This is a genomic window from Candidatus Planktophila sp., assembly GCF_036734405.1.
Taxonomy (GTDB): Bacteria; Actinomycetota; Actinomycetes; order Nanopelagicales; family Nanopelagicaceae; genus Planktophila.
The window spans coordinates 249356-269163 of the sequence record NZ_DAIMYR010000001.1 but is presented as its reverse complement, the minus strand read 5'-3'; the positions used below and the strand labels follow the sequence as shown (position 1 = coordinate 269163).

The window sequence follows — 19808 nt, the reverse complement described above, 5'->3', positions numbered from 1 at the left end:
CGCTTTAGTTACTCCAAGAAGAATGTAATGGGCGTCCTTCGGCGTAGCCTGCTGAGGATTGCACGCCAACAGTTGCACGCTCTGCAAACTCTTCAATATTTTTTGCACCGGCATAAGTAAATGAAGAACGAACGCCAGCAATGATTTCATCTAGGAGATCTTCAACGCCAGGTCGTGCTGGGTTTAAGAACATACGTGAAGTAGAAATTCCTTCTTCAAATAGCGCCTTGCGAGCGCGATCAAATGCATCTTCCTTGGATGTACGCGCGGCTACAGCTCTTGCTGATGCCATTCCGAAAGACTCTTTGTACAAACGACCATTTGCATCACTTTGTAGATCTCCGGGTGATTCATATGTTCCGGCAAACCATGAACCGATCATGACTTGTGAAGCACCTGCAGCTAACGCCAACGCAACATCGCGCGGATGGCGAACTCCACCATCGGCCCAGACATGTGCGCCCAACTTCTTCGCCTCGGTTGCGCATTCAAGAACAGCTGAAAATTGTGGGCGTCCTACACCAGTTTGCATGCGGGTAGTACACATCGCGCCAGGTCCCACGCCAACCTTAATAATGTTAGCGCCGGCTTCTACTAAATCATGTGTTCCTTGTGCCGTAACAACATTGCCAGCAACGATTGGAACCTTTGGATTAATTGCGCGAATTGCAGCCAAGGCTTCAAGCATCTTCTTTTGATGACCATGCGCGGTGTCTACAACCAACACATCTGCGCCAGATTCAATAAGTGCTGCAGCCTTTGCTGCCACATCCCCATTGATTCCAACTGCTGCCGCAATTCGTAAACGTCCATGCGCATCTACGGCAGGTGAATACAAGGTTCCACGGAGTGCACCAATACGAGTCATGATTCCCACTAGGTCACCATTGCTTGAAACTACTGGAGCTAACTTGTGGCGATGTTGATTTAAGAAATCAAAAGCCGCACGGGCATCAAGTGAATCTGGCATCGTTGTTAAATTCTTACTCATCACCTGACCAAGTTGTGTAAAGCGATCTACGCTCTTGCAATCCTCTTCAGTAATGATTCCAACTGGCTTATCGTTCTCAACTACAACAACTGCGCCATGCGCTCTTTTGTGCAACAAGCTAATTGCATCTGCAACTGTTGATTGTGGTGACAGGGTGATAGGTGTATCAAAGAAGGGGTGACGTTGTTTAACCCATTTGATGACATCATCAACAACAGCGTGTGGAATATCTTGCGGAATCACAGTTAATCCACCGCGGCGAGCCATTGTTTCGGCCATTCGACGCCCTGCAATTGCTGTCATGTTTGCGACAACTAGCGGAATCGTTGTTCCAGTTCCATCTATCGCAGAAAGATCAACATCCATTCTGGAAGAAAGTTCGGAACGGCTTGGCACCATGAAAACATCGTCATAGGTGAGGTCGTGGGTAGGTTCATTTATGAATCGCACGTGGGTTAACAATACTCAGGTAGAATAGAAAGATGTCTAATCCACTCATTTCTGTACGTGGTTTAACCAAGGTTTTCGGGGATTTCACCGCTGTAAACGGCATCGACTTCGATGTGGCTAAGGGTGAATCTTTTGGATTACTTGGCCCAAACGGCGCTGGCAAGTCCACCACTATGCGTATTTTGGCCGCGACCTCCACACGCACATCTGGCACGGTCGAAATTCTTGAAAAAGACCCAGAGCAATTTGGCCCACTTGTTCGTGCACATTTAGGTGTTGTTCCACAACAAGACAATCTTGATGGTGAATTAACGGTTAGCGAGAACTTGTACATTTACGGTCGTTACTTTGGTTTGTCAAAGAAATTTATTAAGAACAAGATCGAAGAGCTGCTGGAATTTGCACAATTAGAAGAAAAGCGTGATGTAAAGGTTGAAGCGCTCAGTGGTGGCATGAAGCGTCGTTTAACAATTGCCCGCGGCCTTGTTAGCGAGCCAGACATTTTGTTACTTGATGAACCAACAACTGGTTTAGATCCACAAGCACGTCACATTTTGTGGGATCGCTTATTCCGCCTGAAAGAACAAGGTGTAACCCTTGTCTTAACAACACACTTTATGGATGAAGCCGAACAATTATGTGATCGCCTAGTTGTGATGGACAAAGGTTCAATCATGGCCGAGGGATCACCAGCAGCTTTGATTAAGAAGTATTCAAGTAAAGAAGTTCTGGAAGTTCGTTTCGGTAGTGACCGCAACGCAGAGGTCGCTCCACAACTTGCACAAATGTGTGAGCGCATGGAGACCCTGCCAGATCGCATCTTGATGTACACCGAAGATGGCGAGAAGCTTCTTGAAGAAATTACACATGCAGGAATGCATGCAACTACTTCACTTGTACGTCGCAGTTCGCTCGAAGATGTCTTCTTGCGCTTAACTGGAAGAACTTTGATTGAATGAACGCAGGTATTGATGTTCCGCAGATTCAACGTTTTGGAGCTTTGTATATAGCTTCGGCACGTTTGAAGTCGATGTCTAAGTGGCGAACTATTATCGCTGCGGTCGATATCGGAAATCCTTTGTTTTACTTAATCGCAGTAGGCATTGGTATTGGCGTCCTGGTTGAACAAGGATCGGGAACCAGCGGTACAAATGGCATTAAATACATAGCTTTTATCGCCCCTGCCTTGTTGGCGAACACCGCCATCACAGGCATCATGGATGAAACCGTCTTTCCAACTATTGAAGGTTTCAAATGGCGCAAACTTTTCTTTGCGCAAAATTCAACACCAATTACTGGTCAACAGATTGCAATTGGTGTTTATCTAGCCGCCCTTTGCCGTGCACTCTTTTCAGTATGTATGTATTACATTCTCTTGCTTGCCTTTGATGTTGTTAACTTTGGAATCAGTATCTTGCTAGTACCGATTGCCGTTCTTGGTGGCGGCGCCTTTGGTGCATTGATGTTGTTCGCCGCCGCAAAGATTGAAAAAGAAGATCAATTCTTCAACATCTTGGGTCGCTTGGTGATCATGCCGATGTTCTTGTTCTCTGGCACATTCTTTCCTTTGTCATCAATGCCAATTTACTTGCAACCTATTGGATGGGTTTCACCGTTATGGCATGCAACTGAGTTAGGCCGTGAATCTGCTTTTGATTACGGAATCAGCTCCACAATGGTTGTTGTTCATCTTGTATTCCTTGTTACCTTGCTTGTAATTGGTCTAGTCCTTGCGACTCGCCAATTTGAAAAGAGGTTGGCAAAGTGAAGACCGCCGTTGAAATCGCAGAGAGCAGAAAATCCAGCGCTATGTACGCTGGACGTCCATGGGTATTGCTAGAGCGCGGTTGGATTGCATTTAGATCTACCAATTGGATTCCAGTTGTTACCGGTTTTGTTGAACCGGTTCTTTTCTTGTTGGCTTTTGGTTACGGAATGGGAAGTCTTGTTGGAGATGTAACTACAGGTAACACAACCATGGATTACACACTCTTTATCGCTCCTGGTTTGCTTGCAAATAGTGCGATGAATGGTGCAATTTATGATTCAACCTGGAATGTTTTCTGGAAACTCAATGAATCCAAGTTGTATAAGACCATGCTCTCAACTCCACTTGGACCTCTTGATATCGCACTGGGTGAAATCACCTGGGCCTTAATTCGTGGCTTGGTGTACTCACTTGGCTTCCTAACGGTGGTTACCGCACTTGGCTTAACACCGAGCTTCTGGGCGATCTTGGCAATTCCTGCAGCGTCCTTGGTGGCATTTGGCTTCGCCTCATTTGGAATGGCAATTACCTCGTATTTCAAGACCTACCAGCAGATGGGCTTCATTAACTTCGTGCTCCTTCCAATGACCCTGTTCTCGGGCTCGCTCTACCCAATCTCGGTTTACCCAGACTGGCTAGAAAAGATCATCATGGCTTTGCCACTGTGGCATGCAATTGAAATGGTTCGTGCGTTCTGGTTTGGAAATCTAACCTCTGGTGTTTTAATTCATATTGGTTACTTCATAGTGATGATCGCTATAGGACTTTTTGTAACTTCTCGCAGACTGCGTGCATTGTTCCTTCGTTAATTCAAGCTGTACGTTGCATCCGGCACTAATGCAGGACATTTCCATCCCGGTGCAATAGTTGGTTCAAAATGCCACCATTCGTTTTCGAAGACTCGACATAATCCGAACTTATAGCCGTTTACTTCTAACCAACCTGCACCAATTGGTTCATCCGGATAATTAACATCAATTGCTGTTCCCCAAGGATGATGTGAAATTAATGGCGGTGCAACCCATTTACTTGCCTCTGCTGCGGAGCCATACTTTCTAATCGCGTTTGCAAATAAAGTTTTTTGACGGTCTAAAGTTCTATAACCAGAAACAATATAAATGATTTGTCCATCTTTTTTTGCTGCAGCTTGAGCTGCCTTAAATCGATAGACAAGCTGTTTATCTAATTCATAGGGGCGGACCATAGAACGCGGAATAGCGCCAGCGCCTAGAGAAACTTCAGTTTTTTCACATCCCTTTATTACATTAGAAATACGTAAAAGGTATGTTTTTTTATTCATACATTGCACAGGAATCGTGTCCGATGCGTGAGAAACCTCATTAAATAGTGAAAAAACCAATAAAAAGGCTATAAAAACCCTGGTTTTCCGCATGGCGTCAGTCTAGCGGGGTTGCTTTTTAAATAAACCGTGGGAGAATTGGGGCTTAGTTAGAAATAACTAAAAACGAACCGGGAGAGTACTTCTCAAACGAGTTTCAAAAGCTGAAACCTTTGCCGTACAAGTTTTACAAATGCTGACACAGAGTAACCACAAGCAAACATTTCGATTTGTCCCGTCCACTTCAGTTCCGATTGACCCAAAGCGTGTCGAGGAAATTCTCAAGCAAGAGTGGGAACTATTTACAAAAGGAACCGGCAAGAGCGCCGAAGAGAGCCGCCGTTCATTCAAGGCGCTGCCTTTAGGTGTTACATCTAGCTTCCAGCACTGGGATCCATACCCAATTTCGATCAAGTCCGCCAAGGGTGCGTACATGACTGATGTCGATGGTCGTCAGTTACTTGATCTTTCAATGGGCTTTGGCGCAATGCTGGCCGGTCACCTAAATCCAATTGTTGTAGAAGAAATTGAAGCATCGTTGTCACATGGAATGCTGTTTGTGACACCATCGCCAATTTCAACCGATGCTGCAGAACGAATCTGTAAGCGCTTTGGAATTGACCAAGTTCGTTTCACAAACAGTGGTACAGAATCAACAATGTATGCCGTACGTGTTGCACGCTCTGCGACTGAAAAAATGGGAATTCTTAAGGTCGAAGGTGGCTACCACGGAAGCTACGACCCATTTGTAGTTTCTAGTAAGCCAGCCTTAGACAAGATTGGTGACCCTGAAGAACCAATTCCAGCAATTGATTCAAACTTGGTTCCAGGAGATATCTACGTTGTTCCTTTCAACAACATTCCCGCGCTTGAAAGAATGTTTGAAAAGAATGCAAACAAGATTGCTTGCTACATCGTTGAACCAGTTCTAGAAAACCTTGCAATTGTTTTACCAGATGAGGGCTACCTAGAGCGTGTTCGCGAACTATGCGACGAATACAACGTTGTTTTGATCTTTGATGAAGTTAAGACAGGCCTTACAGCTGGTGCACATGGTGCATCTGCCCGCTTAGGTGTGAAGCCAGATTTGATCACCCTTGCTAAATCAATTGGTGGTGGACTTCCTTTGGCCGCATTTGGTGGCAAGAAGAAGTTCATGGACTTTGTTACTAACGGCAAGATGGCTCACTTCGGAACATTTAACGGTAATCCTCTTGCGATGGCTGGTGTTCGGGCGATTGATCGTATTTGTACTGACGAAGCTCTTGCTGCAGCAGAAACTCTTAACCAGCAAGCTCTAGATCGCATCAGTGCAATCATTGATGAGTACCAACTTCCGGCACACACAGTTGGATTTGGTGTTAAAGGATGTGTTACTTGGTCTACACAGCCTGTTCGCAACTATCGTGACTACAAAGCAACTGATTTCACCGTTGCAGAAGCACACTGGTTGTTTGCACTCAATCGAGGGATCATCACACCTCCGGGGCTAGATGAACAATGGTTGATCTCTTTGGCACATGGGCAGAAGGAAATTGATTTATTAGTTGATGATTTCTTGGAGTTTGCAAAAGCACTTCGCGCATAAAAGAATAGGGTAAATTAATTGACAATGGAGTCAGCGCTCGACACTGCTAGGCAGCAATTACAACGAGCGGTTCAACTGCTTGAGCTTTCTGATAATGACTGGCAGACATTATCAACCCCTCGTCGAATACTTGAAGTCGCAGTTCCTCTGCGACGTGATAATGGCGATGTAGAAATGTATAAAGGTTTTCGCGTTCAATATTCAACAACTCGTGGACCATCTAAAGGTGGCGTTCGATTCCACCCATCAATTGACATGGATGAAACTGTTGCTCTTGCAATGTTGATGACTTGGAAGTGTGCCCTTACTAATCTTCCTTACGGTGGTGCTAAAGGTGGAATAGCGGTAGATGTTAAAAATTTATCTGAACGCGAAAACGAAAGATTAACTCGTAGATATACCTCTGAAATTCTTCCAATCATTGGGCCAGAGAGAGACATTCCCGCACCTGACGTAGGAACAGATGAACGTAACATGGCCTGGATGATGGATACATATTCGGTCAACGCTGGATTTTCAGTACCGGGTGTTGTTACAGGAAAACCAATCGTTCTAGGAGGCTCCTTAGGGCGAACTTCAGCAACTGGTGATGGTGTTGTGATCTCTACGGTTGAGGCTTTGAAAACACGTGGAATAAATCCTAATGGTGCAACAGTTGCAATTCAGGGCTTTGGAAAAGTTGGTTACTGGACCGCTATAGGACTTGAAAACTTAGGGCTTAAAGTCGTTGCGGTAAGTGATGTAAATGGTGCTGTAACCGGATTTAAAAGCGTCGCAGAGCTTTGGAAGTATTTTACTGAAAATCACTCATTAAATATGCCAGGTACGGAAAAGCTAACTCAGGAAGAACTTCTTCATTTAGAGGTTGATGTTTTGATTCCTGCCGCGTTGTCCGATGCAATCACTGAAAAGTCTGCACCAGGCATTAAAGCAAAGATTGTTGTTGAAGGCGCAAACGCTCCAACTACTCCTGCAGGAGACCGCGTCCTTAATGACAAGGGAATTCTTACAGTGCCGGATATCCTCGCAAACTCTGGCGGAGTGATCGTTTCATATTTTGAATGGGTGCAGGACAAACAAAATTACTTCTGGTCCGCAGAAGAAGTTAAATCTAACCTAAATCAAATAATGATGCGCTCATTCAAAGAAGTTGAAGAGACTGCAACTTCAAAAAAGGTTTCATGGCGCGAAGCTGCACATATGATTGGTGTTGGACGTGTTGCACAAGCCCACAAACTTCGCGGTTTGTATCCTTAAGTAACTATCTCCAATATAACTCGCACTGCAGTAACCATTTGATCTAAGGGCATCGTAGGCAACCCTGGAAATTCAGGTGCCTGCGAATCCATCAATGGCACGTGAACAAATCCGCTACGCACCTTGGTGCCAGCAAACTTGTCCTGCGCAACATAGAAAACGTGATTGCACAAGAAAGCGCCCGCACTTAAAGAAACAGTAGCCGGAACTCCCTTGGCTTTGATTGCTTCAACAATTTCATTTACTGGAAGAGTTGAAAAGTAACCATCTGGACCTGCATCAATGATCTTCATATCATTTCGAAGGACACCTTCGTTATCTGCAAGACGTGCATCATCTAGATTGATTGCAACCTTTTCAGGTGTTATCTGGGTACGTCCTTCGGCTTGGCCCAAACAAATAACTACATCTGGATTGTGGTCTGCAATCAATTCCAATAAACGTTCGGCAGATTGTGTGTAGGCAACAGGCAAAATAGCGGTGACAATATTGTCACCGCTAATCTGCTTAACAATCTCACCCGAAGGATTTGATGTTGCTGTCCCGAAAGGCTCAAAGCCTGTCAGTAATACTTTGGTCATTTACCAACCTTACTAAAAGAAGAAAAGCCCCCGGTGTGAAAGGCACCGAGAGCTTAACTTGTGCGCGCGAAGGGATTCGAACCCCTAACCTTCTGATCCGTAGTCAGATGCTCTATCCGTTGAGCTACGCACGCTTATTTATTTGTGAAGTGCAATAGTACCCGCTTTTTATTCATCGCCCAAATGCTCTAAAACCCTTATAAATCAAGCGTATTTGGAGGCATAACAAAGGGCGCCCGAATTAACGGACGCCCTTTGTTTACTTAGTTAACTATTAGCCAACTTTCTTAATGCGGCCATCTGCTGCAGGAACCTGAGTTACCTTCTTAGCAGCCATGTCTGCTCGCAACGCTTCTACAAATACATCTAGTAGCGCGCCTTGAACCTTGGCCTTTGATGGTGAGAATACGTTGACGTATCCATCTCCACCGTAGATTAGGAAGTCAAGAGTAGTAAGTGTGTACTCCTTTGAATCCTTTGCGATTGCAGTTCCGTCAAGCTTTGTAACTTCGACGATACGTGAACCAACTGGCTTTGATGCATCAAATGAGAACTTGAAGCCGGAAATCTGTGGGAAACGTCCATCTCCTGGATAGTTACCACCGACACCGTTTTCAAGCGCCTTCCAAAGGTTTGCACCAGTAATCACTGTTGTTGCAATCTGGTTACCAAATGGGAACACAGTGAACGCATCACCAAGTGTTACATCTAGTGGACCAGTACCTGTGCGAACAAGACCTGTAGCTGCTGGAATATATGTTCTTGCAGGGAATGTGTCGCGGATACCGCCACCATTCTGAATTGCAAAATCAGTCTTGTACTTAGCGCGCATAACATCTGCAATGTAGTTACCCATTGGAGTTTCACCTGAACGCTCTACAGCTGGTGATCCACCACGTGGGAATGTTCCTGAAACTTGACCGATCTTGACATCAAGCTTTGCAGATAGTTGATCCTTGTACTTCTTAACCATTGCAGCAGTTGCTACATCTGCTGTTGTAGTTGTGGCAGCAACACTTGTATTAATTGAAGCTGATACTGATCGCAATACGTGCTGAATTGATTGACCAACAACCTTTCCACTACGCATACAGATCTGTGTGCGTGTGTACTCAACACCTGCGTTACGAGTCTGTCCAAGAACAGTTGGTGCAACGCGTGGGCTGCCAGGGATTACAGAAGCATATGTCTGGTGGCTGTGACCACCGTAGATTGCTGCTGCACCCTTGATCTGTGATGCGAGTTCGTTAAATAGACCCTTTGCAACACCATCTGCGTTTTCCAACCAACCTTGGTGAAGGGCTGCGATAACGATGTCCGCACCCGCTGCCTTGGCCTCAACGATCGCTGCATTTACGCCAGCAACGCCTGGGTTGATAACAATGGTCTTCTTCGCACCTGATGCATCCTTGTAATCAAGGTTTCCTGGGAATACCTGCTCAATTGTTTCAGGGGTATTTGAACCGACAACACCAATCTTTACGCCACCACGATTAATGATTGTGTAGTTCTTGGCTTGCTTGTCCCCTGACTTAAGGGCATCTAGTGCGCCTTCGCTGTAGTTAGAAACTACCCACTGGAAATCAGATGCACCGATCATCTTGTTAAGGTGATCGATATTGCGATCGTGCTCGTGATTTCCAAAGATGGATACATCTAGTTTTGCAAGGTTTAACGCTTCAATTGTTGGAAGCTCTTCAAACTCGGTTGAGATTGGTGGAGCTGCACCAATATTGTCACCGGCTGAAATAGCAACGGTTGCAGCATTTGCTTTACGATCTGCAGCCCAGTTACTTGTTAGCAGTGCGGCACCGAAGGAAGTTCCTTCAATCGCACCGTGTAGGTCGCTGAGTTGTAGAACCTGAACAGCCTTATTTCTTGAACTTGCAACTGTTGCAAGTTCAGCAGCTGTGTAGCTCTTGTTAGACGCGGTTGGCTTTGAGAAACCATATGCATTAACTGCTTGTACAACAGGAGTTCCTGCTGGTTGTCCTTCAACAACTGGCATTGTTACAACAGAGTTGTTTCTAATCGGAACAAAGATTGGGCATGAACCCGCACCTGCTGAAACAACGTGTCCGATTACACCTGGTGCAACATCTGCACCTGCTACCCAGCGAACGACGACGCCACTAGCGCCGATGTAAGAGGTAACTTTTGTTGGAGCGTTAGGCGCTGAAAATGTGTTTGCCTGTGCTGATGGAACTAGTAATGAAACTAGTAGCGATGTAGCAAGGGCAAGTGAGCCCCAGCTAAAGATTTTGCGGGATGAGAGGGTTTTGTTCATACCCGCATCCTAATCAACCAAGGAATTCACCTTGCACACTTTCAGGTTACGAAATGGTTGCGTCGTAGTGAATGTTGTTACATTCCAGCGTACTTAAGTAATTCTGCACGGTCCACACTCTTAACCCGAGGTTTACCCTTTACCTCACCCGCTACAACTTCGGCTTCATTGATCTTTTGCCAATGTTCTTGGGTAACAACAACTTGGTGGGTTAAAAGTTCTGAAATATCGCCAGTATTTTTTGGGGTTTTTAAATCTGACACTAATAGCTCAATAACCGCTGCAGCATCTGACTTATTAGTACCAATTACTCCTGAAGGACCGCGTTTTGCCCAACCCACAACGTACATGTTGCCCGCTACCCGACCATCAGTGTTTGCAACTTTTCCATTTTCATATGGAACGCCATTAATTCCTTCGGCTTGATAGCCAATTGCAGTAATAACTAGCCCACATTTAATGGTTACATCACCATTTGGCGTTGTATAAACAACACCTTCAACACGATCTGACCCAAGAATCTCTTTTGGCGTGTGTTGAAACAAAAATTGCATTGTGCGTTCATGCTCGGTTTTAGGGTTTTCTGCAATCAAAAGCATCGCATCCAGGTTGCTCTTCACATCTTTTTCAGGTGCATCACCCGCACGCACAACCGCTGCTTCAATGTCGGCTTTGTTCATAATCACATTTGTGTGTTCTAACTTTGGAAGCTCGCGCAATTCTGGCGAAGTAAAAGCTGCATGCTCTGGCCCGCGGCGCGCACTGATGTAAACCTTGCGAATATTGCTTTTCTTAAAGGCATCAATTGCGTGATCTGCAGTATCGGTTGGATCGAGCTCGCTTGGTTCTAAGGCCAACATGCGGGCAACATCCATCGCAACATTACCTGCGCCAATCACAACTGCTGTGTCTGCATCTAATGGTGTATCAACCCCAACAAAATCAGGGTGGGCGTTGTACCAAGGTACAAAGACTGCAGCAGATAAAGATCCACGCAGGTCTTCACCTGGTATTCCAAGCTTCTTTCCGAGTGAAGAGCCTGTTGCGATAATGACCGCGTCGTACTTTTCCTGCAGTTGGGCAACAGTAATGTCGTCACCGACTTCGACATTGGCAAATAATCTAAAGGTTTCTTGTGCTGCGATCTTTTCAAAGACCTTTGAAACAGTTTTAATCTTTGGGTGATCTGGTGCAACACCGCTTCGAACTAAACCCCATGGTGTTGGTAGCCGTTCAATCATATCGATTTCAAATGCGCGATCATCGTTGGCAAGGTTTTGCAGAGCTTGTGCAGCGAAGTAACCCGCCGGGCCTGCGCCAACAATTGCCACCTTAAAGTTCAACAAAACTGCTCCTTCAAACACCTGAGTTATGAGAGAAGTCTATCTCGTCCTCTCAGGCACGCGTGTTATGGTGAATTTATGAAGAGAATCGCCTTACTTATGGTCTCCCTGTTTATTCTTACTGGATGTTCTCAAACTACAACTGAAAAAGTGTTTGAAGATGGGATCCCGATAAAGTTTTACTTCGTCTCAGATACCGCTCGTGGGTTCAAACTTTTCTCTGAAGTACAAAACCAGTTGGCAAGAGAAGGAGATTTGAATCTGCAGGTAGTTTCAGATCTAGTGTCAGGAAATGTGGTCCCACTTGATCCCGAATATGTAAATCTCTGGGGTAGTACAAATACCGTTAATTCAGTCAATGTAAATGATTCAGTAGCAACCGTTGATCTGGGCGAGATCTCTTTGAATGTCGGAGCTGAAGGTGAACAGCGGGCTATTGATCAAATCGTGTGGACCCTTACCGAGTTTGCACCCGAAGTTACAACTGTTGCATTTACTGTAAATGGTGAAGTTGTTGAATCCTTTGCTGGTCACGTTGATACAACCGCTACCTTTGCAAGGGCTATTGATTATGAAGTTTTAAACCCACTTCAGATCAGCTCTGTTAATCAAGGAGCTGAACTTGCTTCACCGGTAACTATTTCGGGCCAGGCCTGCACCTTTGAAGCGAATGTTGTGTGGAAATTGCTGCAAGATGGCACAGTTATTAAGGAGGGCTTCACGACCGCTAGTGCTGGATGTCCAACTCGTGGGGATTGGAGTATCTCCCTTGATGAATTGAAATCAGGCGAGTACACAATCCAGGTGCTCGAATATTCAGCCGAAGATGGTTCACTTTTTGCGATAGATGACAAAAAGTTCACCGTTCAATAACACTGAGATAAAGGTGTGCCGAGGCCAGCGGTTTGAATTCCTGAAAGGTTTGACCTTGAGTTAGAAAATGAAATTGGGGCCTAAGCGTTTCTGTAAATTAGAATTTGACTCAGCATAGATTTCATCCAGGAATGTTCTATCTTCAGGGAGTATCGGTGCTTCAGGCAACTTCTTAAATGTTAATCCAGATAGATAATTCTTTTGTTCTATTGAAAGTTTCTTACTTGCTCTGACCCGACGTACTAGTTGAGGAAAGCGAGAAGTTCTGGCAACGTTTACACGCGGCATGCTGTAGTCGATCTTTGCCGGCTCATAGTCGAATTCCGGTGTTATGAGGAAATTCATCAGCTTTGGCAGAATCAGATTCGGAGTTTGAGTGAGTTGACTAAAACTCATGACATGAATCTGTTTTGCGTGGAAAAATTTAAAGTATCGCTCTAGGTTTTCAAAATAGAATCCTTGTGACACCACATCACCGTATGGAACTCCTTGAAAGTCTTGGTAATTCCGAATAGCCTGACTAAAAGTTCGACTTCGTGGAATTGCTCCAACCCGTAACCCATGCAAATATGCCGAATGAGCTCTATCTACGGGATCTCGAAGGACTGCCACAATCTTTACTTGAGGTAAGTGGTGTGCAATTCTTTCTGCGGCTGAACTGCTTGGGAGATAGCTCGGTGATTTCTCACCGACTATCTGATTGTGGGCGGCCTCTTTAAAGTTTTCATAGTACTCGGCTACTCCCTCACCATCACGATATTCTCGATCGCGGTTCCAGAAATGTAATTCTTGGCGCGGAGTGAAAAAATGATTTGGATTTCGTTCCATGAATTTCCGCAAACTTGATGTTCCCGATTTCTGAGCACCAATGATAAGAAAATTGGGTTTATTCATTTTTCCAAAGTACAACTAGAAAAATTAATCGAATGCAACACTAAGGTGAAGTGACAAATTCACACGAAGTTCTCGTTGATCCCCCAGGAAATCTGCGGTACATCTGTGCGGAGACGAGGAGATTTGAACTCCTGAAGGGTTTAACCCCTTACCTCGTTAGCAGTGAGGCGCACTCGACCGGGCTATGCGACGTCTCCTTGTTGCAGCACTAGTTTAGCGCAACCCTTTGGCCCCGCCAGCCCCGCACTTGTAGGCTAGATATATGGAGAATTCAGATAAAGCTTTAGATACCGGCGCTAAGCGCGTTTATGACGTAGCGCCATCTGAAATGTTTGCCGAGTTTATGAAAACCGGATGGGCACCAACACCTTTAACTGGAATTACCCAAGATGAGGTAATTGCTTTTTGTGTTGCACGTCGCGCAGAGTTATCGGCAGCATTTACTGGTCTTCGTTTAGTTCTTCCAAGTGGTGGTCCAAAGCAACGCAGCAATGACACCGATTATTTATATCGCCCACATACCGCTTTTGCTTACTACACCGGTGTCCAAGGCGTTGAAGCTAATCCTGATTCGGTGTTAGTCATGGATCCAACCGATGATGGTCATAATCCAATTTTGTTTATCAATCCACGTTCTACTCGTGACACATCTGCTTTTTATACCGATGCAAAAAATGGTGAACTATGGGTTGGCCGTCGCTTCACAACTGGTGAGGCTTCAGAGCGTTACGGAATTGAAGTTCGCGAAATTGCTGAGCTTGAAAAGTTTTTGAAGGGTAAGAAAGCGGCAGCGCTTCGTGGCTTTGACGGTATTGTTGATGCAACTGTTAAAGAACATGCACGCGATGCTGAATTTGTTGAATTTGTTTCAGTTGCTCGACTTATTAAAGATCAATACGAAGTTAATGAAATGCAAAAGGCTGTCGATGCAACCCATCGTGGCTTTAGCGATGTAATTCGCGCACTGCCTGCCGCGGTTGCAACACCACGTGGTGAGCGCGTTGTTGAAGCTGCATTCTTTGGCCGAGCACGTATTGAAGGCAACGATCTTGGATACAACACCATTGCAGCTTCTGGTTCACATGCTTGTGTATTGCACTGGAATCGCAACGATGGCGATGTAAAAAATGGGGAGCTATTGCTGCTTGATGCTGGTGTAGAAGTTGATTCGTATTACACGGCAGATATCACTAGAACTTTGCCAATTAATGGAAAGTTCACTCCCGCACAACGCGCGCTATACATGCTGGTTTATGAGGCTCAAAAGGCTGGAATTGCTGCAGTTAAGCCTGGTGAAAAGTTCTTAAGTATCAACAAGGCTAGTCACACAGTTTTGGCACAAGGTTTGATTGATATGGGAATTCTGACTATGAGTCTTGATGAAATTATGGATCCAGCGGTTGGATTACATAAGCGCTGGACTTTGCACGGAGTTAGCCACATGTTGGGCATGGATGTTCATGACTGTGCTCATGCTCGGGCAGAACAGTATCGCGATGGAATTCTAGAAGTAGGTATGTGTTTAACTGTTGAACCTGGTCTATATATCCAGCCTGATGATGAACTGTTTCCAGCTGAATACCGCGGAATCGGTATTCGCATTGAAGATGATGTTGTTGTTACAGAAGATGGTTGCTTGAATTTAAGCGAGCATATTCCGCATCATCCAGATGAGATTGAAGCATGGATGGCTTCACTGCGCTAATTGGATTCCAATCCACGCAGCTAACAAGCCAAAACCAAGGGACATCACAAGATTAATTGTTGCTTCTTTGTGACGCTTTAATTCATAGGCTAAATAGATATCGAGCATAAAAGTTGACCAAGTTGTAAAAGCACCTGCAAAACCAATTGCGAATAGCTCAAAACTTTCTTCGACTCTTCCATAGGTTAGGCCCAAAAGAAAGGAACCAAGAATATTTACTGCAAAAATTCCGTATGGCTTTGATGTATATGAACGAATCTTTTGGTCAACAACAAAGCGCATTGAGCCACCAATTGCAGCTCCTAGAAGTATGAGTGTCGTTTTCATCTGCGCACCGGAATCACTTTGCGGGCCAAGGGAAGAACAATAATCACAGCAATTAATGAAAATAATATGTTTTGTGCAAGAAAGAGCATTCCACCTTCAATTGGTTCAAGAGCGTGCACGGTGACTGCTGAAAAAGTAGTAAAACCTGCGCAAAACCCAGGCAGTAAAAGTAAGCGTAATTGGCTGATTCCACGACGTTCCATTAGGACCAACAGGGCTGAAGCTAAAGTTACGCCTGCAACATTTGCTATTAATGTTCCTTGCCGATCATCGGGAAAAAACGCACCGATTCCATAGCGTGCCAAAGTTCCGGCGACACCGCCAAGTGAAACAAGAGCTAAGGAGTTCAGTTGGGTAACGCTTTCTTACCAAAGCTCGAAACGATGCGTGTGACTATAGAAATCACAACAGCTGCAAATACTGCAGACCAAAAGTTATTGATATCTAAACTCTCGCTCCAACGCGCAACTAACATCAACATTGCGGCATTAACTACGACAAGAAATAAACCTAAAGTTAAAATTACTGCAGGAAGTGTTAAAAGTTTGAGCAGGGATCCCAGAGTTGTGTTGAGTAAACCAAACAACAAAGCCACCCATAGGTACGTTGTAAATCCACCCTTAACATCGATTCCTGGAATCAACGCAGTTGCTACCCAAAAAGATAAAGCAAGTGCACCCCAACGAACCAATAACTTCATGAAGAAATTATAGGCCCTCGCGCTTGCGAATCTTTGAACCTAGCCAACGAACTGGATCGTACTTAATATCTGCCACGCGCTCCTTCATAGGAATGATTGCGTTATCAGTGATCTTGATGTGCTCAGGACATACTTCAGTACAGCACTTGGTGATGTTACACATTCCAAGACCGTGCTCTTCTTGAGCTGTCTTCTTGCGATTCTTCAAAGTATCCAATGGGTGCATATCTAGCTCTGCGATACGGATAAAGAAGCGAGGGCCAGCAAATGATTTCTTGTTCTCTTCGTGGTCGCGCACAACGTGACACACATCTTGGCAAAGGAAACATTCGATGCACTTACGGAACTCTTGTGAGCGTTCCACATCGATCTGCTCCATACGAGCTTCACCTGGTGCTAGATCCTTAGGGTGCTCATAAGCCGGGATTTCCATTGCTTTCTTGTAGTTAAAAGAGACATCTGTAACTAGATCTTTGATGATTGGGAACGCACGAAGTGGGGTAACAGTGATTGTTTCTTCTTCACCAAATGATGCAACCTGTGTCATACATGCAAGACGTGGCTTTCCGTTGATCTCCATTGAACACGATCCACATTTACCAGCCTTACAGTTCCAACGAACCGCCAAGTCGCCCATTTGTGTTGCTTGAACGCGGTGAATTACATCTAGGACTACTTCACCTTCGTTAGCTTCTACAACAACATCTTTGAGACCACCATCGGTTGAATCTCCACGCCAAATGCGAAGTTTAATATTGCGCGCCATTAGTTGGAACCGCCTTTCGAAACTTCATCCGGTGTCATGTATTTCTCCAGCTCGTGAATATCAAAGAGATCAAATAGTTCCTTTGGCATTGAAGGCAGTGACTGCTTGCGAATATTTACCTTCTCGCCATCAAAAGATGAGATGTGGTTGATCTGACGCCACTTGTTATCCATGCCTGGGAAATCATCACGTGTGTGTCCGCCGCGTGATTCCTCACGAGAGTCTGCCGACTTTGCAGTTGATTCTGCAACTAACAACATGTTGTCTAGATCAAAAGCTAAGTGGAACCCTGGGTTGAACTTACGTCCACCAGCAACTGCAACATTTGCGCTGCGCTTTCTAATCTCTGCAATCTTTGCAATTGCTTCCTTTAGTTCGGTGCCAGTACGAATAATTCCAACCAGGTTGTGTGTAACTTCTTGCAGCTCTGCGTGTAGTGAATAAGAATTTTCTCCACCTTGGCGATCAAATGGTGCTTGAATCTTTGCCGCTGCCGCGTGAATAGTTTCATCACTGACTGGATTAGCTTTGTTGTTCTTTAAGTATTCAACTGCGCCCATTCCTGCGCGACGACCAAACACCAAAAGATCTGACAATGAGTTTCCGCCAAGTCGGTTTGAACCATGCATTCCGCCAGCAACTTCACCTGCGGCAAACAAACCTGGAACGCCTACTGCAGCTGCAGTATCTGGCTCTACTTCAACGCCACCCATTACGTAGTGACATGTTGGGCCAACTTCCATTGGCTCCTTGGTGATGTCTACGCCGGCTAGTTCATAGAACTGGTGCCACATAGATGGAAGACGCTTCTTAATTAATTCAGCCGGTAGACGCTTTGAAACATCAAGGAATACGCCGCCATGTTCGGTGCCACGTCCTGCTTTAACTTCGCTGTTGATTGCGCGTGCAACCTCATCGCGTGGAAGTAGCTCTGGTGGACGACGGTTGTTGTCCTGATCTTCATACCAACGATCTGCTTCTGCTTCGTTGTCTGCGTACTTATCTTTGAAAACATCTGGAATGTACTTGAACATGAAACGCTCGCCCAGGTTGTTAGTTAAAACTCCACCTTCACCGCGAACAGATTCAGTTACCAAAATTCCACGAACAGATGGTGGCCACACCATTCCTGTTGGGTGGAACTGCAAGAACTCCATGTCAACAAGGTTTGCACCAGCCTTCAATGCAAGTGCATGTCCGTCACCAGTACCTTCCCATGAATTAGAAGTAATCTTGAAAGTTTTTCCAACTCCACCAGTTGCAATAACAACTGCAGGTGCTTCAAACAAAACTTCTTCGCCGCTTTCGCGCCAGTAACCATATGCACCAGCAACCTTGCCACCCTCTTTTAGGATGTCAGTGATTGTTAGCTCTGCGAAAACTTTAATTCCGCTTTCCATATCGCCAGTATCGCGCCCATCTTTTTGTTGCAAAGCAACAATCTTCTGTTGCATTGTGCGAATAAGCTCTAGTCCTGTGCGGTCACCAACGTGTGCAAGGCGTGGATATTCGTGCCCACCAAAGTTACGTTGTGAAATTGTTCCTTCTTTGGTGCGATCAAATAGCGCGCCCCATACTTCAAGTTCCCAAATACGATCTGGTGATTCCTTGGCGTGAAGTTCTGCCATACGAAAGTGGTTAAGGAATTTTCCACCACGCATTGTGTCGCGGAAGTGAACCATCCAATTATCTTTGTCATTGACGTTACCCATTGATGCTGCGGCGCCACCTTCAGCCATAACGGTGTGGGCCTTGCCAAATAGGGATTTACAAATGATTGCTACACGTAGGCCTGCTTCGCGAGCTTCTACAGCTGCACGTAATCCAGCGCCACCGGCACCAATTACCAGGACATCGTATTTATGGCGTTCTAGTGTCATAGTCGATTTTCCTTTTAGAAGAAGTAGAAGTTAGTCCATGCGCCAGATGCAACTTGGCGAACATAGATATCGGCGAATGCAACGGCAGCAAGTGAGAACCACGCAAAACGTTGGTGTGAGTGGTTAAGAACTGAAACCCAAGACCACATCTTGTAACGAATTGGGTGCTTTGAAAAATTCTTTAAGCGTCCACCAATTGTGTGGCGGCATGTGTGACATGACATCGAATACAGCCACAACATCGCAGCACTTAAGGTCAACACAAGCGAACCAACACTCATATGGCCCCATTCTCCGGCAGCATTTCGGTAAGAGATCACGGCGTCATAAGTAAGAATGATGTTTAGAACTAAACCCGCATAGAAAAAGTAGCGGTGTGAGTTTTGAATAATTAATGGGAAACGAGTTTCACCTGTGTATGTCTTATGTGGTTCTGCAACTGCGCATGCTGGCGGTGACATCCAAAATGAACGGTAGTAAGACTTGCGGTAGTAGTAACAAGTCATACGGAAACCAAGTGGGAAGATCAAAATGATGAGCGCTGGCGATAAAGCAAAGTTAAAGATCTGGGAACTTACTGGTGTGAAGTTCGCAATTGTTGCGCCTGGATCGCAGCTATCTGAAAGACACGGAGAATAGAAAGGAGAGATTAGGTGGCTCTCTTTAACAAAGTAGTACTTATTCTCGAAAGCGCGGAAGGTCGCATAGATAACGAATGAGATCAGTACGCTAAAAGTTAAAAGTGGTTCTAACCACCACTTATCTGTGCGAAGTGTGCGCTCTTTAATCTTGGCGCGTGTTGGTGAAAAAACACCTGACATTGACGACTCCCCTAATAGCTAGTTCAAAAGGAACTGCGAAACAACTGGGATAAGTGTCCTCTTTAGGCCGAAAAGTGGCTAGGCGTAGTCGCGCCTGAAAGGTATGAACTCAGCCACAAAAGATAGGTATCTGCCTGGCTAAGAAAAATGGCGGAGGGCGTGGGATTTGAACCCACGAAACTTTCGTTTGCCGGTTTTCAAGACCGGTGCACTCGGCCGCTATGCGAGCCCTCCGTGG

General features: G+C 45.2%; 19 protein-coding genes and 3 tRNA genes. 7 read left to right on the top strand and 15 right to left on the bottom strand.

Translation table 11 applies throughout. The features are described 5' to 3' along the window. Nucleotides 1–4: 4 nt before the first annotated feature. The gene (locus AC9UC2_RS01305) at nucleotides 5–1441 is read right to left on the bottom strand and encodes a GuaB1 family IMP dehydrogenase-related protein (protein ID WP_509524333.1); all 1437 of its coding nucleotides are present in this window, start codon (nucleotides 1439–1441) and stop codon (nucleotides 5–7) included. A gap of 32 nt (nucleotides 1442–1473) precedes the next feature. Here AC9UC2_RS01305 and AC9UC2_RS01300 point away from each other — a divergent pair, with 32 nt between their 5' ends. From AC9UC2_RS01300 to AC9UC2_RS01290, 3 genes are read left to right on the top strand one after another with little or no spacing between them, the layout of a single operon-like run. Further along, nucleotides 1474–2400, top strand: coding sequence for an ABC transporter ATP-binding protein (locus AC9UC2_RS01300; protein WP_509524330.1), 927 nt, complete (start codon nucleotides 1474–1476; stop codon nucleotides 2398–2400). Then, the gene (locus AC9UC2_RS01295) at nucleotides 2397–3209 is read left to right on the top strand and encodes an ABC transporter permease (RefSeq protein ID WP_509524328.1); all 813 of its coding nucleotides are present in this window, start codon (nucleotides 2397–2399) and stop codon (nucleotides 3207–3209) included. The genes AC9UC2_RS01300 and AC9UC2_RS01295 overlap by 4 nt, the downstream gene beginning before the upstream one ends. A gap of 41 nt (nucleotides 3210–3250) precedes the next feature. Next, nucleotides 3251–4018, top strand: coding sequence for an ABC transporter permease (locus tag AC9UC2_RS01290; protein ID WP_509524721.1), 768 nt, complete (start codon nucleotides 3251–3253; stop codon nucleotides 4016–4018). Here the strand turns inward: AC9UC2_RS01290 and AC9UC2_RS01285 are convergent. Next, nucleotides 4015–4602, bottom strand: a complete 588-nt coding sequence (locus tag AC9UC2_RS01285) for a D-alanyl-D-alanine carboxypeptidase family protein (protein WP_509524326.1) — start codon at nucleotides 4600–4602, stop codon at nucleotides 4015–4017. The two genes, AC9UC2_RS01290 and AC9UC2_RS01285, sit on opposite strands and share 4 nt — an antisense overlap. A gap of 139 nt (nucleotides 4603–4741) precedes the next feature. Between AC9UC2_RS01285 and AC9UC2_RS01280 the strand changes: the two genes are divergently transcribed. Further along, on the top strand, nucleotides 4742–6136 hold the full coding sequence (locus AC9UC2_RS01280; RefSeq protein WP_509524323.1) for an aspartate aminotransferase family protein: 1395 nt from the start codon (nucleotides 4742–4744) through the stop codon (nucleotides 6134–6136). Between the two features lie 18 nt (nucleotides 6137–6154). Beyond that, on the top strand, nucleotides 6155–7393 hold the full coding sequence (locus tag AC9UC2_RS01275; protein ID WP_509524321.1) for a Glu/Leu/Phe/Val family dehydrogenase: 1239 nt from the start codon (nucleotides 6155–6157) through the stop codon (nucleotides 7391–7393). Here the strand turns inward: AC9UC2_RS01275 and pcp are convergent. The 4 genes from pcp to AC9UC2_RS01255 form a co-directional block, all read right to left on the bottom strand. Further along, nucleotides 7390–7974 carry a pyroglutamyl-peptidase I gene (gene pcp, locus AC9UC2_RS01270; protein ID WP_509524318.1) on the bottom strand — a complete coding sequence of 195 codons (585 nt, stop codon included), beginning with the start codon at nucleotides 7972–7974 and terminating at the stop codon, nucleotides 7390–7392. The two genes, AC9UC2_RS01275 and pcp, sit on opposite strands and share 4 nt — an antisense overlap. Before the next feature lie 61 nt (nucleotides 7975–8035). Further along, nucleotides 8036–8108, bottom strand: a tRNA-Arg gene (locus tag AC9UC2_RS01265). A gap of 140 nt (nucleotides 8109–8248) precedes the next feature. Next, the gene (locus tag AC9UC2_RS01260; RefSeq protein WP_509524315.1) at nucleotides 8249–10261 is read right to left on the bottom strand and encodes a bifunctional metallophosphatase/5'-nucleotidase; all 2013 of its coding nucleotides are present in this window, start codon (nucleotides 10259–10261) and stop codon (nucleotides 8249–8251) included. A 77-nt stretch (nucleotides 10262–10338) separates the two neighbouring features. Beyond that, a complete protein-coding gene (locus AC9UC2_RS01255) occupies nucleotides 10339–11607 on the bottom strand; it encodes an FAD-dependent oxidoreductase (protein ID WP_509524312.1) in 1269 nt (422 codons plus the stop codon). Nucleotides 11608–11682: 75 nt separating this feature from the next. On the opposite strand from AC9UC2_RS01255, the gene AC9UC2_RS01250 reads away from it, so the two are divergent. Then, nucleotides 11683–12477, top strand: coding sequence for a Gmad2 immunoglobulin-like domain-containing protein (locus tag AC9UC2_RS01250; protein ID WP_509524309.1), 795 nt, complete (start codon nucleotides 11683–11685; stop codon nucleotides 12475–12477). A gap of 60 nt (nucleotides 12478–12537) precedes the next feature. On the opposite strand, the gene AC9UC2_RS01245 is transcribed toward AC9UC2_RS01250, so the two are convergent. Both AC9UC2_RS01245 and AC9UC2_RS01240 read right to left on the bottom strand, forming a co-directional pair. Then, a complete protein-coding gene (locus AC9UC2_RS01245; RefSeq protein WP_509524307.1) occupies nucleotides 12538–13371 on the bottom strand; it encodes a sulfotransferase domain-containing protein in 834 nt (277 codons plus the stop codon). A 108-nt stretch (nucleotides 13372–13479) separates the two neighbouring features. Then, nucleotides 13480–13568, bottom strand: a tRNA-Ser gene (locus tag AC9UC2_RS01240). 65 nt (nucleotides 13569–13633) lie between these two features. Between AC9UC2_RS01240 and AC9UC2_RS01235 the strand changes: the two genes are divergently transcribed. Next, the gene (locus AC9UC2_RS01235) at nucleotides 13634–15076 is read left to right on the top strand and encodes an aminopeptidase P family protein (protein WP_509524305.1); all 1443 of its coding nucleotides are present in this window, start codon (nucleotides 13634–13636) and stop codon (nucleotides 15074–15076) included. Here the strand turns inward: AC9UC2_RS01235 and AC9UC2_RS01230 are convergent. The 7 genes from AC9UC2_RS01230 to AC9UC2_RS01200 all read right to left on the bottom strand — a co-directional run bounded on the left by AC9UC2_RS01230 (nucleotide 15065) and on the right by AC9UC2_RS01200 (nucleotide 19804). Then, complete coding sequence (locus AC9UC2_RS01230) at nucleotides 15065–15403, bottom strand: fluoride efflux transporter FluC (RefSeq protein ID WP_509524303.1); 339 nt, start codon at nucleotides 15401–15403, stop codon at nucleotides 15065–15067. The genes AC9UC2_RS01235 and AC9UC2_RS01230 overlap by 12 nt on opposite strands. Further along, nucleotides 15400–15753 (bottom strand): fluoride efflux transporter FluC, encoded by a 354-nt coding sequence (locus AC9UC2_RS01225; RefSeq protein ID WP_509524718.1) that lies wholly within the window; start codon nucleotides 15751–15753, stop codon nucleotides 15400–15402. The genes AC9UC2_RS01230 and AC9UC2_RS01225 overlap by 4 nt, the downstream gene beginning before the upstream one ends. Next, complete coding sequence (locus AC9UC2_RS01220) at nucleotides 15750–16103, bottom strand: phage holin family protein (RefSeq protein ID WP_509524301.1); 354 nt, start codon at nucleotides 16101–16103, stop codon at nucleotides 15750–15752. Before AC9UC2_RS01220 ends, AC9UC2_RS01225 begins: the two co-directional genes overlap by 4 nt. A gap of 7 nt (nucleotides 16104–16110) precedes the next feature. Beyond that, nucleotides 16111–16869 carry a succinate dehydrogenase/fumarate reductase iron-sulfur subunit gene (locus AC9UC2_RS01215; RefSeq protein ID WP_509524298.1) on the bottom strand — a complete coding sequence of 253 codons (759 nt, stop codon included), beginning with the start codon at nucleotides 16867–16869 and terminating at the stop codon, nucleotides 16111–16113. Continuing rightward, nucleotides 16869–18749 carry a fumarate reductase/succinate dehydrogenase flavoprotein subunit gene (locus tag AC9UC2_RS01210; protein WP_509524295.1) on the bottom strand — a complete coding sequence of 627 codons (1881 nt, stop codon included), beginning with the start codon at nucleotides 18747–18749 and terminating at the stop codon, nucleotides 16869–16871. Before AC9UC2_RS01210 ends, AC9UC2_RS01215 begins: the two co-directional genes overlap by 1 nt. A 14-nt stretch (nucleotides 18750–18763) precedes the next feature. Beyond that, the gene (gene sdhC, locus AC9UC2_RS01205; protein WP_509524292.1) at nucleotides 18764–19570 is read right to left on the bottom strand and encodes a succinate dehydrogenase subunit SdhC; all 807 of its coding nucleotides are present in this window, start codon (nucleotides 19568–19570) and stop codon (nucleotides 18764–18766) included. A gap of 148 nt (nucleotides 19571–19718) precedes the next feature. Next, nucleotides 19719–19804 (bottom strand) — tRNA-Ser (locus AC9UC2_RS01200). Between the last annotated feature and the right edge of the window lie 4 nt (nucleotides 19805–19808).